The organism is Chitinophaga eiseniae, from assembly GCF_012641265.1.
Lineage (GTDB): Bacteria > Bacteroidota > Bacteroidia > Chitinophagales > Chitinophagaceae > Chitinophaga > Chitinophaga eiseniae_A.
The window spans coordinates 1-16,635 of record NZ_JABAHZ010000006.1; the positions used below are offsets into that span (position 1 = coordinate 1).

At 48.4% G+C, this 16,635-nt stretch carries 9 protein-coding genes; 3 read left to right on the plus strand and 6 right to left on the minus strand.

Annotated elements, in window-relative coordinates:
* Positions 1-139: 139 nt before the first annotated feature.
* The gene (locus tag HGH91_RS22285; protein ID WP_168741013.1) at positions 140-3,307 is read right to left on the minus strand and encodes a TonB-dependent receptor; all 3,168 of its coding nucleotides are present in this window, start codon (positions 3,305-3,307) and stop codon (positions 140-142) included.
* Positions 3,308-3,636: 329 nt separating this feature from the next.
* Here HGH91_RS22285 and HGH91_RS22290 point away from each other — a divergent pair, with 329 nt between their 5' ends.
* On the plus strand, positions 3,637-5,082 hold the full coding sequence (locus tag HGH91_RS22290) for an amino acid permease (protein ID WP_168741014.1): 1,446 nt from the start codon (positions 3,637-3,639) through the stop codon (positions 5,080-5,082).
* A gap of 142 nt (positions 5,083-5,224) precedes the next feature.
* The gene (locus HGH91_RS22295) at positions 5,225-6,442 is read left to right on the plus strand and encodes an FAD-dependent oxidoreductase (RefSeq protein WP_168741015.1); all 1,218 of its coding nucleotides are present in this window, start codon (positions 5,225-5,227) and stop codon (positions 6,440-6,442) included.
* A gap of 14 nt (positions 6,443-6,456) precedes the next feature.
* Here the strand turns inward: HGH91_RS22295 and HGH91_RS22300 are convergent, their stop codons facing one another.
* From HGH91_RS22300 to HGH91_RS22320, 5 genes are all read right to left on the minus strand, one after another.
* On the minus strand, positions 6,457-7,872 hold the full coding sequence (locus tag HGH91_RS22300; RefSeq protein ID WP_168741016.1) for a cation diffusion facilitator family transporter: 1,416 nt from the start codon (positions 7,870-7,872) through the stop codon (positions 6,457-6,459).
* A gap of 61 nt (positions 7,873-7,933) precedes the next feature.
* Entirely contained in the window at positions 7,934-9,076 is a 1,143-nt protein-coding gene (locus HGH91_RS22305; RefSeq protein WP_211092391.1) for an efflux RND transporter periplasmic adaptor subunit, read from the minus strand.
* Positions 9,077-9,095: 19 nt separating this feature from the next.
* Positions 9,096-13,460, minus strand: coding sequence for a CusA/CzcA family heavy metal efflux RND transporter (locus HGH91_RS22310; RefSeq protein WP_168741017.1), 4,365 nt, complete (start codon positions 13,458-13,460; stop codon positions 9,096-9,098).
* Positions 13,461-13,545: 85 nt separating this feature from the next.
* Entirely contained in the window at positions 13,546-13,929 is a 384-nt protein-coding gene (locus HGH91_RS22315; protein ID WP_168741018.1) for a hypothetical protein, read from the minus strand.
* Positions 13,930-14,006: 77 nt separating this feature from the next.
* Complete coding sequence (locus tag HGH91_RS22320; protein ID WP_168741019.1) at positions 14,007-15,299, minus strand: hypothetical protein; 1,293 nt, start codon at positions 15,297-15,299, stop codon at positions 14,007-14,009.
* A gap of 121 nt (positions 15,300-15,420) precedes the next feature.
* On the opposite strand from HGH91_RS22320, the gene HGH91_RS22325 reads away from it, so the two are divergent.
* Positions 15,421-16,554: a hypothetical protein gene (locus tag HGH91_RS22325; protein WP_168741020.1), complete on the plus strand. Its 1,134-nt coding sequence runs from the start codon at positions 15,421-15,423 to the stop codon at positions 16,552-16,554.
* Positions 16,555-16,635: the final 81 nt, after the last annotated feature.

Genomic DNA, 16,635 nt, shown 5'->3' on the forward strand with positions numbered 1-16,635 from the left:
TTATACAACAATCCAACAATTAATACTGCATCAAAAATTGCATTTTGGAATAAATTATCTCATAATGAGCTTAGTTGTGCCTAAAAACTAAAAGAGCGCCTCAATTATTTTTGAGACGCCCTCTTTTTATCCAGATTTTTCAGAACGAATACTTCATACCAAACTGCACCTGGAAATAGGAAGCAGTTTTCTGACGGGTACCTGCATTGGTATTTACCTTATAGGTAAATGAATTGGTAGCCTGGTCAAAACCTGTTACAGTATACAGGTTGGTGTTAATAATCTGCGTATAGCCGCCCCATTTATAGTTCAACAGGTTCAGCACATTGAAGATATCTCCGCGGAAAGATAATTTATGTGTTTTATACAGCTTCACATCTTTCATCACGCTTAAGTTCCATTGTGCGCGCCAAGGCTGTACACCACCGTTGTAAGGCGCAAATTTCCCAAAGTTGCTGGTCAGGAATTTGCGATACTCAGGGCTGGTTTTATCCAGTAAGGTTTGCATATCAGTGCGTATGTTGGCAGGAGTTTTAGCATCGTTCGGATCAAAAATATATGCCAGGTTAGTACCATCATTGCTCTCACCGATCACATCTTTATTCACATACACGGAGTAGCGGGCGTTCTGATAGGCCTGGAAGGAAGAGCTCACGCTAAAGCCCCAGAAACTTGGACTGAGTAACAGCGCTACTATTTTATGAGGCTGGTCGCCATCGCTGTACCAGTTCTTGCCATAGCTGCTATAATCCGAATAGTTAGGGCCTACTGCGAAGTTGGCGTTACGTGGATCACCGTTGTCGTATGGAGGTGTACCAGTGGCTTTACCCCTTGCATAGGATAAGCTGAAATAACCATCTTTACGCAATTGCACGGCCGCTTCGATCATTGCGCCCAGGTATTTGGAGGCCCAGTTGGTGTTGGTAAAATACCTTACCTGGTTAAAGTTGGACGATATCCTGGAGTTAGCCAGTACCGGCAGATAGCTGGTAGAAGTGCTGTTGTTCAGCGTGCTGGCAGGCACATATACCGCTCGTCCCTCGTTGGTAGTAAATTCCGGGTTGCGCTTCAGGTTCAGGTCGTACAGGTAAAAGTTATTCCAGGTAGTATTGTAATAGAGATTGGCGCCCATGCGGAACCAGCTATTGAAGTAGTGATAGTAGCTCAGGTTTGTTTTAAACGTGAGCGGTATTTTCAGGTGTTTGTCCAATACCAGCACTGTAGCGGGTTGCGTGGTAGGCAAAGAATGGTAGTAGTCTACTCCCGGCACCTTGCTGAAATCTTTCTGGTAAGCCTGCCAGTCGGGTACCGGTACATTGCTGCGGATATCTACCTGGCGGAAGTCTACACCATTATCGATATGTGCAAAAGTCAACGGTTGGGTGGTGAGTTCAGAGGCAAATAAACCAGCGCCCCATTTCACCACATCTTGTCCATTGTTGTTTACGTCCCAGATGAGGTTTACGCGGGGTTGTATATTTTTGGCGTCAAAAGGCACTACGTCTGTTCTTACGCCCAGGTCTTTATACAGCAGTTCATTGAAGGTTGGTTTACCGGCAATGATGTTACCATCCCAACGCAGACCCACCGTTAAATTAAGGTTGGGCCGCAGGTTGGTTTCCATTTGTGCAAATACACCCAGCTGAATCAATGGTACATTCACCGCGGGGTTGTTACCATTCAGTGGTATCTTCCGGTTAAAGCGATAAGGGTTGTTATTATCCATATCGTCGATGCTGGCGTAGTAGAACTGTCCCTGTTGATCGTGGGAAAGGCGGTCGCCGATGAAGTTGATGTTATTATCGGTACCGAACAGGAAGTTAAGGTTGCCTTTCTTATAATGGAAATAGTCTAACAGTTGTACCACGTTGGAGGCATCGGTTTCCGGTACCCAGTTCTGGTTACCGAAGGCCACGGTGGTAGTACCCGTGGTGCCATCACTGAACGTAGAGGTAACGTTTACAAAGCCCTCCGGTACGCGGTTGTACAGGAAATGGAGGAATTTCCGGTAGGTGCTGTAGTTTACTTTCAGTTCATTGTATGATTTTTCGGAGAACTCAGTGCGGAGGCCCAGCATTACGCCATGATCTTCTTCCACGCCGGTATATTCTGTAGACAGTACCCCGTTTGACTTCAGTTTATTAGGATCGGTGAAGTGGAGATAGTTATACTTCAGGGTGAGTAGGTTGCGGCGATTGATGTTCCAGTCGATTTTCGCAAAGGCATTTTTGGTAGACTGGGTGATATTAATCGCGCCATACTCAGGTCCTACTGGGAATCCGAATTTCTTTTCCATGATAGACACGATCCTGTCGAGGTTGGCCTTGGTGATGTTCAGGTTCTTTTCTGCCTGTGCCTGGGTGGGCGCAGAAAAGCCGAAGTCGTAAGCCCGGAATGGGATCGTATTCTGGTATTGATCGTAAGATACGAGGAAGTGTAATTTGTCTTTAATGATGGGGCCACTGAATAGGGCGCCACCCTGGAAGATCTCATATTTAGTAGTGAGACGGTTGCCATTCACATCTTTTTTGGCAGCGAGGTCGTTGGCGCCATAGTAGCTCCAGACAGAACCTGAAAACTGGTTGGTTCCTGATTTAGTAATGGCTTTTACCACACCGCCGGAACCGCGGCCATTGGCCACATCATAGGAGTTGGTAGATACTTCAAACTCGCGGATCGTTTCAGAGGAGATAGAAAATGCAGCATCCGTAACGCCACCGAAAGTAGCGCGACGATTGCTCACACCGTCCAGCATATAGCCTGTACCACCAGCTTTGGCGCCTGCCAGGGAGGTACCGTTAGACAAAGGAGATAAGGTCATCAGATCGGTATAGTTGCGGGAGGCGAGCGGAATTTTCTGCATCACTTTACCGGTGATGGCGGTTCCGGTACCGAGGCGGTCCACACTATTATTAAAGCTGTTGGATTTCACCGACACTTCCTGCAGGGTTTTAGCGTTGCGGCTGAGCACAATGCTGTGTAATACCAGGCGGTCGCCCAGGTTAAGCACATTGCTTTTCAGCAGCGTCGTTTGCAGCCCCAGGAAGGAAACGGTGATATCATAAGTACCTACGGGTAAGTCTCTGAAAGAGAAGTAGCCTTTCCGGTCGGATGCCGTTGCGGTCATAAAGCCGGTACCGGTATTTCTCACTTGTATGTTGGCCCCCTCGATAGCCGTTTTAGCATCGTCGTATACAAACCCGGTAATACCGGATCCGGTCGACTGGCCCATGGCCTGCACGGCGGATAAAAAAATGGACAGCAGGAGTAGTGTAGTGTAATTGAATAAGTGTGCATACTTCTTCATAAAGAATGGTAGTTTTACGGGTGCAAAAATAGATGGATAGATAAAGGTTGTTCCTGGTTCATGAAAAGTTCACAAATTGATAAAACTGGGCTAAGTGAGTACTACTGGCTGATAAGGGGTGATTTCACGATATCTTTCCTTCGAGGGGGGAAAAATTATCCATAATAGGGTGTTTTAAGGGTGACCTAAAGACTGATTCATATATTTTTCTTACTTTTCCGGTAAACGGGGAATATCAACCATTAGTCGTCATGCAGCCAAAACAAATACAAGAGCGCAACTTTTGCTGAAATTACCTCAAATTTGCAACCTTTACCAGCACAACAACATTGGAACCAACAACCGAGAAAAAAACAGAACAGGGGCTTAAAAGAGGCCTGGAAAACAGACATATTCAGCTGATTGCCCTGGGCGGTGCCATAGGTACCGGTTTATTCCTGGGGATAGGCCCGGCCGCAGTACTGGCAGGACCTTCCGTTATCCTGGGCTATGCCCTGGCAGGGATCATCGCTTTCTTTATTATGCGCCAGCTGGGAGAGATGGTCGTAGAAGAACCGGTTTCCGGAAGTTTTAGTCATTTTGCTTATAAATATTGGGGCACCTTCGCAGGCTTTGCCTCCGGGTGGAATTACTGGATGCTCTATATCCTGGTAAGCATGTCGGAGTTAACTGCCATTGGTGTGTATGTACATTTCTGGTGGCCGGAAATTCCCTTATGGACTTCCAGCCTGTTCTTTTTTGTGGCCATCAATGCCCTCAACCTGAGTTCTGTAAAGGTATACGGAGAAGCAGAGTTTTGGTTTTCCATTGTAAAGGTAGTAGCTATCATCGCCATGATTGGTTTCGGTACTTACCTGCTGATCAGCGGCAGCGGAGGTTCCCAGGCCAGTATCAATAACCTCTGGAACGATGGCGGCTTTTTCCCAAAAGGGTTGCTGGAGTCTGACGGGAAAGGCGGTTTCCAGGGATTGTTTGCAGCCATTACGCTGATCATGTTCTCTTTCGGGGGATTGGAATTAATTGGTATTACCGCTGCCGAAGCCGACAAACCTGAAAAGACTATTCCCAAAGCTACCAACCAGGTTATTTACCGTATCCTGATTTTTTATGTGGGCGCCCTGGTTATTTTATTTGCATTATCGCCCTGGAAAAATATTACCACTAAAAGTAGCCCGTTCGTGATGGTGTTTGAAAGCCTGAAAGGCTTCCAGTTCCAGCTCTTCGGGCATACAATCTACTTCACCAGCCTGATTGCCAATGTACTGAACCTGATTGTATTAACAGCGGCATTGTCGGTATACAACAGCTGTGTATATAGTAATAGCAGGATGTTATATGGACTGTCAAAGCAAGGCAACGCGCCGGCTTTTCTCTCTAAACTAAATAGGAACCATGTACCGGTGGTGGCTATCATTGTATCGGGACTTTTTGTCGCCATCTGTATCGTGATCAATAAGCTCATTCCCGACCAGGCGCTGGAAGTGTTGATGTCGCTGGTAGTATCATCGCTGATGATCAACTGGCTGATGATTAGTGTAGTACACCTGAAATTCAAACAGCGGAAGAAAGTGGAGCAGGTTCGTACGAAATTCCCTTCTTTTATCTATCCCCTGTCTAACTACATCTGCTTGTTGTTCCTGGTAGGTATTTTATGCCTGATGTGGCTTACTGGTATGAAACTGCCGGTAGAGCTGATTCCTGGCTGGCTGCTGTTTTTATATGGCTGCTACTGGCTGGTAAAAAAACAGGCACAAAAGAAGGCAATGGCCAATTAAATATAGCGCCGGTGAGTGACGACCGGTGAAAATTTTCACCGTCAAAAACATTTCACTCACCGGTGATCCCTGTTGCCTTACCTAACGGTTGTTGATCAGGGAATGCCGTACGGCTAGTTTTGCTGTACAAAATTCCATTACAATGACCAGCAATCATCCTCCTCACGTACTTATCATTGGCGGCGGTATCGGCGGACTTAGCCTTGCGCTGTTCCTCCACAAAGCCGGTATTGGCAGCACCGTTTATGAAGCTTATCCACCCCGGGAAGCGGCGGGCGGCGGTTTAAACATTGCGCCCAACGGCATGAATATACTCGCGGCGCTGGGACTGGCTAATGATATTATTTCCCGCGGCGCTGTTACTATGCAGCATTGTTTTCGCGATGAACATGGAAAAATTTTAGCCTCCATTCCTTATGGTAATATCACTAAATATGGACAGCCTGGCGTGAGTATGTCCAGGGCTGATCTCCACGATGTGCTGGCACAGGCCGCCAAAGCTGCCGGCATTTCCATACAATACAATAAGCGGCTTACCGACATAGACCAATATCCTACCGGTGTAAAAGCCCGCTTTGAAGATGGCAGCAGCGACAGCGGCGATATATTGATTGGCGCAGATGGCATCCGGTCCCGTACCCGCAGCATTATTTTACCCGATGGCCCACAACCGGCATTTGTAAACGTAGTAGGCGTAGGCGGCTTTGCCAAGATCAGTAACCTGCCCGAAATCACCAGCCGGGAACTACGCAGTCTCAATTTTACCTTTGGCGCCAAAGGGTTCTTTGGCTATTGCGCAACGGACAACGAATATGCCATGTGGTGGTCTAACCTCTATGCTACCGAACCAATGAGCGAGCAAGCCCTGAGGCAGTTGTCGCCGGATAGTGTAAAAGCCGAAATGCTGGCCATCTACAAAGACTTTCACGCGCCCATCTCTACACTTATTGAACATACGGAAAGACCTATCAAGCAAAATATCAGCGATATACAATCGTTGCCCACCTGGCATAAAGACCGGGTGTTGCTGATTGGCGATGCGGCCCATGCAGTAAGTCCCAACTCCGGCCAGGGTGCGTCCATGGCCCTGGAAGATAGCATGTACCTGGCTAAATTACTACGCGATGGCAACGGCGACTATGAGCAGGTATTTACCCAATTTGAACAAGACCGCAAACCCCGTGTAGAAAAAATTGTGGCAGAAGGAAGAAGACGCGGCGCCGGTAAACAAGCAGTAAGTCCATTCCAGGCAAAAATCCGCAACTTCATGATGAGCATTTTCCTTCGCCTGTTTGGCATCAAAGGCCAGGATTGGGTATACCAGTATCGCATTGACTGGGAAACCAGGCAACGTGCCTAATGCAGCGTAGCAGTTTATTTCTCTGGCTCAGGGTCAATATGCACCCTGATAATATCGGGTACTTTCAGTTTCAGTGCCCGTTCCAGGTCATACATAATCGTATGGGTACTGGCGAGGGAAGTATCTCCCGGCAGGGTCATAATCAGCGTCACCACCAGGCCTTCGTCTGTAAGCAGTACTTCGTCGATATCCACATGTTGATATTCTGTGAGATCGGCCAGGGCCAGTCTTACCTTTTCCAGGGAAGGAATATGACGGATGGAAGAGCGGGGCATTTCATTCCTGGGTTCAATATGTACCGCCACTTTCACCGGCAGGGCAAACTCCTGCTGCAGCGCTGTTTCCAACAATTCAGATTTGGTATGGGCTTCTTGTAGCGTAAGGTTATCCAGCACTTCCAGGTCCAGTTCTATCCGCATTTCATTGGCCACGAGGTAGAGGTTCAGGTTATGAATACGCAGGTCGAGTCGGGCCGCCACCGAGCGAACGGTAATACTATAGGGCTCATCGGTAGTATGAATGGGTTCTGCGTGTACAATAATTTCGGCAGCGCCATCCAGGTCTTCGCGGATAGCCTGTTCGATAGTTTCTGTAAGTTCATGCGCTTTTTCAAAGGTGAGGCTTCTCAGGGTGCCTACGGTGGCCTCTACATACGCTTTATTGCCCACGAAGCGGGTTTTGATGGTGACCGCTCCCGGTACTACGCCTGGTATTTTTTCCACCGTTTCCTGCAGGCGGGGCATCAGGTCTTCCGGTATGTCGTCCATCAGCGATTTGATGGCTTCTGCGCCGATATGCCATACCGATTTAAAGGCAATGGCTACCACGCCCAACGCGGCAAACGCGTCGGCACGTTCCACCAGCCAAACGGGCAGTGGCAGGTATTTCGCCATATAGATAAACAGTAGGCCCAGCAATACAGCCGCAGATCCCAGCATGTCGTTACTAAAGTGTTCTGCATCTGAAGCCAGGGCCTGGCTTTGATAGTGTTTAGCCGCCCGTTTCAATGTTTGTACCCGCATGAAGTCGACTACGATACTGACAATGATGATGGAAAACGACCAGATCGTTACTTTCGGTGCACCCGGCTCCCAGATAATTTTCACGATGGCATGATAACCGATGATGATAGCCGTAGCGCCCAACAGCGTCATACCTGCCAGGGCGCCCAGCGATTCTGCCCTTTCATGCCCGTAGGGATGGTTGGCATCCGGAGGTTTGGCCGCCACCCGAACGGCCACAAAGGTGACTAAGGTAGATAACAAATCCAGCAACGAGTGTACTCCTTCTGCTATCAATCCCAAACTACCGGTAAGTATGCCCACCACAAACTTGAGCGCCGCCAAACCGCCGCTGGCTATGATAGAAATAGTAGTGATTTTACTTTTGCTTTGAACAGGATTCTCTCGTGATACTACCTCATTAACCATATGAGTGATTTAAATGACAAATGTCTGTATTTTATATTCAGGAACAAAAACACGATATTCCCTATTCTTCTTCGCTATTCTTCATCTTCATCAACAACGTATAAGCGTTGCGGGTAACAATTTTCTTATCTGCCATCACCGTCTTAATTTCCGTATAGCCGTCATTGCTGGTACCGGTTTCTACAGGTATCATCGTAAATTTGCCAGCCCCGGTTGCCACAAAAACATATGTTTTGTTCTTCCACTTCACCACGGCATCGTTGGGCAAAGCGCTTACAGATGCGTTGTTCAGTGCTATCTCTGCATTCATAAACATGCCCGGCAGTAAACGCTTATCATACTTCTCAAAGTGACAATGTACCTCTCCTGCCCTGTTTTCATTAATATTGCGGGTGATCAGATGGATGGTGGCCGCATATTTCTCCCCGTTATCGTTGGCATAGCAAACCACTTTCTGTCCCGGCGCCAGGCTGGCAAGGTCCTTCTCAAATACGGTCAGGCTGAGGTGCAGGTCTGCCGGATTAATCAGCTCAAACAACACATCGGTAGGACCTACATATTTCCCCGGGTTGGCATTCACCCTGGATACATACCCGCTGATAGGCGCATAAATGGCCACACTCCGGGTGATATTACCATCTGTTAACTTATCCGGATGAATATTGATCAGTTGTAGCTTTTCTCTCAAAGCGCTCAGCAACACTTTCTGTGCTTCGTATTCACTTCTTACCTGCTGAAATACCTTATCGCTATTGGCTTTGGACTCATTCAGCTCTTTCTGCCGGATGAAGTCGGCCTCCAGGTAACGTAATTTACTTTTAGCGACGAGGTAATCCTGTTGCAGCTGTATATATTGCGGGTCTTCCAATACAGCCATCACCTGTCCTTTGCCTACCTGCATTCCCGGAAGCAGCTGCATGCTTTTCAGGTAACCTCCCATGGGCATACTCACGGATACAATATTTTGCGGAGGTACATCTACTACACCATTTACCTTCAGCACGGTGTACATGTCGCGGGTAGCAACGGGCTGGATTTCCAGGCCGGCCGCTTTCAGCTGCTCCGGTGTAAGTTGTACCTCGTTACTTTCGGCAGTTACCGTGGTGGCAGCCTTGTTGCCGGCCGTTTGTTCCGGTGCTTTCTTTTCCTTGCAGGACAATAATATTATCCCAAAAATATATACTAATAACGTTATTTTTTTCATGACTCCGGATTAAAAAATTTTAATTAATACCACTCAATTTTTCTACTGTAAATGCGGCGTTGTTCAACTGTTCTATCACAGCGAAATAGTTGCTACGCATTTCGAGGGCCTGGTTAATGAGTATCACCCATTCAAGATAGCCAATTTCCCCGCTGACCATGCGTTTCCCGGCGTTGGTAATGACCAGGTTGGCATTATTCAATAAAGTGGTGCGATACACGTCCAGCAGTTGCAGGTTGCGCGCATATACCTGTACTGCGTTTTGTAGTTCCGTTCCCAACTGCTGGCGGGTGGCCTGCAACTCCTGTTGTTGCTGCCGGATAAATACCTGGGAGGCCTTAATCCGGGAACGCTGCCCGGTGTTAAATATCGGGATACCAACGCCTGCGCTTACCGAAGAAAACCGGTCGCCGCCACCGAAATATTTCTCTTCATTGCCTACCCGCTGATAGCCGATAATACTCATATTGTTATAACCCAGGTTGAGCGTAGGCAGCAAACGGCTTTTCTCCAGTTTATTTTCCTGGATGCTGCGCTCTAACAGTTGCCGGCGCAGGGCGAGTGCGGGCGTATTGACAACCGCGCCCGTATCCGGCAACGTCGGCAGGCGATATATTAAACTATCACTGACAGGTATCACCGCATCAGGGGTATTTAACAGCCACCTGAATTGGTTCATTACCACGGCTTCATCTGTTTTCAGCGACAGTAGCTGGTTGGCGATCTGTATCCGCTGATTTTCCGCGGTCGATTTCTCCAGGATATCCACATCGCCGGTCTTAAAACGCAGCGCCGTTTTTTGTAAAAAAACCTGGTAGATGCTGTCTGCTTCCCGCAACAACAGCTCTTTCTCATGCAGTAGCAAGAGCGTGTAAAAGGATTGTTTCACCTGTGCGACGAGCTCATTTTCCTGTTGACGGGTATGTGTTTGGCTCAGGGCAATATTGGTATTATTAATACTGCGCTGATGTTTATATACCGTAGGAAATTGTATGCCCTGTGATACCGTGAACCGGTTGTCGTTGGCCACGCTGTTTATTTTACCATACTCTATCCCGAGGTTGGTTTTGTCGAAGTCGAGGTGGCTCTTCTTCAGCGAGCGATAGTATTGCTCTCCTAACCTCGACGCCTGTACGTTCAGGTTATTTTTGGTGGCCAGCTGAATGGCCTCCGGCAGGGTTATCTTCTGCTGGGCCTGCACCAGGGCTGGCGAAGCCAGCAAACAAAGCAGGATAACCGTTGCCATAACTTTACCTGGTTTGAAATATTTAAATCCTTTCTCAAAAAGGATATAAAATACGGGCAACACAAATAATGTTAACATCGTAGAAATAATTAATCCGCCAATTACCACAGTGGCCAGTGGTTTCTGCACTTCGGCGCCTGCGCCGTTGCTCAATGCCATGGGAATAAAGCCCAGCGAAGGTACCAGCGCGGTCATCAATACAGCACGCAGTTTTGACCTGGTGCCGTGTATCACTATTTTCCTCACATCGTCTTCTCCTTCTTTTCTCAGGCGGTTAAATTCCGATACCAGTAAGATGCCATTCAATACAGCCACGCCGAAGAGTGCGATAAAACCAACGCCTGCAGAAATACTGAAGGGCATTCCTCTCATCCAGAGGGCCAGGATTCCTCCAATGGCCGACAGTGGGATGGCGGTATAAATCAGCAGTCCCTGTTTCACAGAATTAAATGCAAAATATAAGAGCATAAATATCATCAGCAAGGCAATGGGCACTACCACGGATAAACGTTGTTTGGCTGCCGTAAGGTTCTCAAAAGCGCCGCCATACACGATATGATAAGCAGGTGGTAGTTTTACCTGTGCCGCCACCTTTTGTTGTAGTTCTGTTACAATGGTCTGTACATCTCTGCCGGTGACGTTGAAGCCTACGATAATTCTCCGGCGGGTATTTTCGCGCTGTATCTGGTTGGGGCCTTCTATTTCTTCTACGGAGGCTACCTGTTCCAGGGGAATTTGTATCCCATTCCGGGCGGGAATCAACAGGTGTTGTACATCTGATAAATGTTGACGTTCCTCATCTGCCAATCGTACTACCATGTCAAAGCGCTTCTCCCCTTCATATACCAGCCCTGCGCTCTGGCCGGCGAAGGCGGTATTGACTACGCGGTTTACATCGCTCACATTCAATCCATAGCGGGCCATAGCATCCCGGTTGTAGTGGATAACTACCTGCGGCATACCCGTAACCGTTTCCACGTAGAGGTTGATGGCGCCATCTACCGTTCGTATCACGTCGCCCAGTTTGTTGGCATAAAGGGCCAGCGTGTCCAGGTCTTCTCCAAAAATTTTACATACCACATCCTGGCGGGCGCCGGTCATAAGTTCATTGAAGCGCATTTGTACGGGGAACTGGAAACCTACGCTGAGACCGGGGAGCACAGCGAGCTCCTTGCTCATCTTTTCCGATAGCTCATCGAAGGAGCGCGCAGAGGTCCATTTTTTCTTGTCCTTCAATATCACCATCATATCGCTGGCTTCCAGCGGCATAGGGTCGGTAGGGATTTCGGCGCTACCTATTTTGGTAACTACCTTTTCAACTTCCGGAAATTTATTGAGTAAGATGCTGGCGGCTTTCTGCGTTTCCTTTACCGTGGTATGCAGGTTGCTCCCTGTCAGCAGGCGGGTGTCTACCGCGAAATCCCCCTCTTCCAGTTGTGGGATAAACTCCCCTCCCATTCCTCCCAGGATCAATACGGCAACGGCAAACAGTGCCAGGGTGCCTGCTATCAGCATTTTGGGAAAGTTCATCACGCGGGTCAGCAAAGGCTGGTAGCTTTTCTGGAGCCAGGTCATCATGCGATCTGCCAGCGTATCTTTATGATTGATTTTTTTGTTGAGAAATAAAGCGCTCATCATCGGCACATAGGTAACCGACAACAGGAAAGCGCCGAGGATGGCGAAAGCCACGGTAAAGGCCATGGGCTTAAACATCTTTCCTTCTATACCCTGTAAGGATAAAATAGGAATGTATACGATGAGAATAATGATCTGGCTGAACACGGCCGATTTGATCATGGTACCGGTAGCGGCATTTACTTCTGTATCCATCGTGTCCTGGTTCACCACGCCGATATCCTTAAAATGTTTGGAGTGTGCAAAGCGATGGAGAATAGCTTCTACCACGATCACTGTACCATCTACGATCAGCCCGAAGTCGATGGCCCCGAGGCTCATCAGGTTGCCGCCCACGCCAAATTTATTCATGAGGATAACGGCAAATAACATTGACAGCGGGATCACAGAAGATACTATTAAGCCGGCCCGCAGGTTGCCCAGGAAAAACACCAGCACAAACACTACGATCAGCGCACCTTCCACCAGGTTAGTTTCCACGGTGCTGATGGCGTGATTCACCATTTTGGTGCGGTCCAGGAAAGGTTCAATCACCACGCCTTCCGGCAGGGAATGTTGAATTTCGGCTATCTTTTCCTTTACCCTTTTGATAATGGCAGATGAGTTTTCTCCTTTCAGCATCATCACTACGGCGCCCGCTACTTCTCCTTTATCGTTGTAGCACATAGCCCCATAGCGGGTGGCGGCGCCCAGTTGTACCGTGGCTACATCGCGTACCAGCACCGGCATGCCGTTGTCCAGCGTTTTCACTACAATTTTTTCGATATCGGCGATGCTTTGTGTGAGTCCTTCGCTTCGTATATACAATACGGTAGGGCCTTTTTCAATGTAGGCGCCACCGGTATTCTGGTTATTCTTTTCCAGGGCATCGAAAACGTCACCCACTGTAATGTTATGGGCTTTCAGCTGTCCGGGCTTTACGGCAATTTCATATTGCTTGAGTTGTCCCCCGAAACTGCTTACATCCGCTACGCCGGGGGTGCCCAGCAGCTGCCGGCGCACTACCCAGTCCTGCAGGGTACGCAGTTCCATAGGCCCGTATTTGTCTTCATAGCCTGGTTTTGGCCGCACAACATATTGATATATTTCGCCCAACCCGGTCGTTACCGGCGCCATTGCCGGAGCACCTACACCCGCCGGGATCTCTTGCTGCACCTGTTGCAAACGCTCGCTGATCTGCTGACGCGCCCAGTACACATCTGTTTCATCGTTGAATACAATCGTTACCAGCGACAGCCCGAAGCGGGAGAAACTCCGGATTTGTTTCAGCCCGGGAATATTGCTGCAGGCCTGTTCTATGGGGAATGTGATCAAACGCTCTACATCGGGCGCTCCTAAGGCGGGCGACACCGTTATCACCTGTACCTGGTTGTCTGTAATATCCGGTACGGCATCAATCGGTAAACGGGTGACCTCGTAAGTACCCCAACCCATTAAAGCCAATACAAATAGTCCTACAATCAGCTTATTCTTTACAGAAAAGCTAATGATCTTATTTAGCATGTCTTCTTCATTAATTCAAAAGGAAATAAAAACGTGTATCCCTGCCTGTTATACAGGCAGAAAACTATCAACGGATGTAAAAGGCTTATGCCCGTGGAGGCCGGAAAAGTGAGGACAGTGCTGGTTCGGGAAGGTGATAGTCCCTGAGTACGGGATAATTAATGGCAATAGGCATATGCTGCGATTGCCTGTTTACCGTGATCGATTTAGCCAGGGGAACAAAGGCATGATGGAGCAGGTTGACGTCTATTGTTTTATACGGCAGCTGCATGTCCCGGTCGTCATCATTATCTCCATCGTCCGGCAGCAAGTAATGAATACAGAGGAAGTCGGTGATGCTGAGCTGGTGATTGCGCTGCTGGTGCTCTTTATAATGCACTACCAGCATAGGTATCCTCAACAACTGATCGAAACCTGTGTTGTGTAAAAAGAAGATAAATAATAATATGTATGCCGCTATTCTTTTCACCAGGGCACAAAGATAAAAATTCTGACCGGACTGGTTGATTATTTTTGATAAGCGCAGTCAGGGAGAGATATACCCGTTTAAAAAACTATCGTTTTCCCATGCCATGTGAAGCGGGTGTCTTTAATGGCGCCAGTACCATTAAAGCGGTACTGGAGGCCCACGATACCAGTTGGCGCATGCGCCATAGTAAGGCTGGCGGCGGCCTTACCGTTTACCCACACCTGCATTTTCCCATCCACAGCGGATACTTTCAGCGTTGTCCACTCTTCGGGGGTGCAACCTAGTCCTGATAAGTCGGCCGATTGGCTGTTTACCGTAGTACCTGCCGCATAGAGCGACAACTCTCCTACGCAGCCTTTGGCACAGAGCGGGATAAAGACCAGGTCATTTTTACAGAGAATGAGCACCTGTATCCGTTGACAGGCGGCGGTCCCTTCTTTAAAATCACTCTTCAGCGTGGTCTCAAACGTAAAGTTGTAGTTGTCGAGGTCGCCCATGTCGCGTACATTAAAAAAGCGCAACGCCGGTGGCGTGGGCAGTACCTGTATGCCGGAAGTAGCCAGCAGCGCTTTGTTCACCGCTACGCCGCTATCCTTTTCGATGTCTGTTTTCTTAAAATAGTAGGGAGTCCCCGGCCCCGCTTCCAACATGGCCAGCCAGCCATCGGAGGCGATCATGAGGTCGTGCTCTTTTACAATCTGTTTGTTCACCATCAGCTTGGCACGGTAATAACCAGGTGCATAATAAATGGAAGAACGGGTATTTTCCTGGCGTGGCACCGCCACTTTGCGGGAGGTATCCCAAGACTGGGAAATAAACACCGAGTCGGCAACACCTGCCGCCAGGGCGTTATAATGAAAAATCACTGAGTTGGGCACGCCGGTAGACATGATTTTATTGCTGCTGAACTGAAAGGCCGCCGGGTTAAGCGGTTTTCCGGGCTTCTTGTTGGACGACAGTAACAGGTACCCAATGAGGACCAGGGGCAAGACGCCCATTACGCCCAGCATCCAGCGGCGTGAAAACACTTTGCGGACCGGCGGTAATACGGTTGCTTCCCCGCTACCCTGCGGTATATCCACCACCGGGTGTAGCGATACCTGTTGTTTAAACTCCCGCCAGCTGTTGTAACCGGCAAATTGGGCCAGGGTATTCAGCGTGGTCACCGCGGGAATATTGTTGTACTTGAGCTTTCCCCAAAGACGTTTCAGGGTGGTAATGCTAAGGGTTACCCCGGTAGTTTCCGCAATGATATCACTCAGCTTTTCGAAATCATAGGTAGTCCATTCGCTGCTGGCTCCCCAGTTTAAACGGGCTTCCACCAACTCCAGGCACTTTAATATGTATTTTATTTCAAAACTGTTGTTCATTTAATAATAGCTAATTATCTACTTGCACGAACTTGCACCAACCTGCCAGGTGCTTGAACCGGGTTTAAAGAACGGATTATTCAACTTGCCGGCCTAACCATTCAACACAAAAACGCAGGTCATGACAAAGACAAGTATTTCGTTTTTATTGCTGTTATTGCCATTAGGTATGTTTGCGCAGCGTAACGGGAAAACAACTCCTCCTACCACTATCCAGGTAGCATTACAACCGGATCACTGGAATTTCAAGCCTGGTACTGTCGATTTTTCTACGTATAAATCGGTACCCGCTATGAAGATATTAAACAGTCCGGATACCGCCGTATTAAAAAACCTGGATTTCAGAGACGGGACCATCTCCTACGATATCGAACCAGTGGATCCGTATTTTACGTCCTTTTATTTCCGGCGGAGCAGCCAGCAGGAAAACGAATGTTTTTATTTCCGCACCGCCTTATCAGGCAATGGCGAGGCGGTACAATATACACCGTATATAGACGGGATAAATCTCTGGGATATGCTGCCCCAGTATCAAACTGCGGCGTGGTTCCAGCGGGATCAATGGAATCATGTAAAGCTGGTAATATCGGGTAAGCGTATGCAGGTATTTGTAAACGATACTACCCGGCCTGTGCTCGATATTCCCCAACTGGAAGGCAATGTATGGCATGGCGCGTTAGCTTTCAGTGGCCAGGTCATTATTTCCAACCTGGTAGTACAACCCGGTCAAACAGGAGGGCTTTCCCCCGAGCCACTGGCTGATATCACCGACAATGATCCCCGTTATATCCGCCGCTGGCTGGCGAGTGTACCGGAGGTGGTAACCACGCTGACAGATTATAATTACTCCAACGCGCCAGGAAAAGATGCCACCTGGAAACCGATATGGGCTGAAAGAAATGGGCTGATTAACCTGACCCGGCAGCTGGGCGGGCAGCGGGACCGCAACCGCCGCATTGTGTGGCTGAAAACCAATATTCATTCCGCCGTAGCACAAACCCGCAAGCTGAAGCTGGGCTTCAGCGATAATGTATGGGTATTCCTGAACGGCAAATATGTGTATGTAGGCAAGAATACCTATGGTTCTCCTATCATGAAAGAGCCGGCAGGGCGGTGTTCGGTGGACAATACCTCGTTTGATCTGCCGCTCGTTGAGGGAGATAACGAAGTGATGATAGCCGTGTTCAATGATTTTTATGGTTGGGGAATTATAGCGCAGGTAGACCGGTTTGAGCGCCTGTTATTTGAGAAATAAGTTTCGTACAACAGCTCCATCGATGATGGAGCTGTTGTGGGATATATCTGCCGGAGGCCCGATAAAATGCTTATTTTAGAA

Coding starts and splice junctions, on each gene's coding strand:
- HGH91_RS22300 (WP_168741016.1), bottom strand. CDS start 7,872: ATGGTTAATGAGGTAGTATCACGAGAGAATCCTGTTCAAAGCAAAAGT.
- HGH91_RS22285 (WP_168741013.1), bottom strand. CDS start 3,307: ATGAAGAAGTATGCACACTTATTCAATTACACTACACTACTCCTGCTG.
- HGH91_RS22305 (WP_211092391.1), bottom strand. CDS start 9,076: ATGAAAAAAATAACGTTATTAGTATATATTTTTGGGATAATATTATTG.
- HGH91_RS22320 (WP_168741019.1), bottom strand. CDS start 15,299: ATGAACAACAGTTTTGAAATAAAATACATATTAAAGTGCCTGGAGTTG.
- HGH91_RS22325 (WP_168741020.1), top strand. CDS start 15,421: ATGACAAAGACAAGTATTTCGTTTTTATTGCTGTTATTGCCATTAGGT.
- HGH91_RS22310 (WP_168741017.1), bottom strand. CDS start 13,460: ATGCTAAATAAGATCATTAGCTTTTCTGTAAAGAATAAGCTGATTGTA.
- HGH91_RS22295 (WP_168741015.1), top strand. CDS start 5,225: ATGACCAGCAATCATCCTCCTCACGTACTTATCATTGGCGGCGGTATC.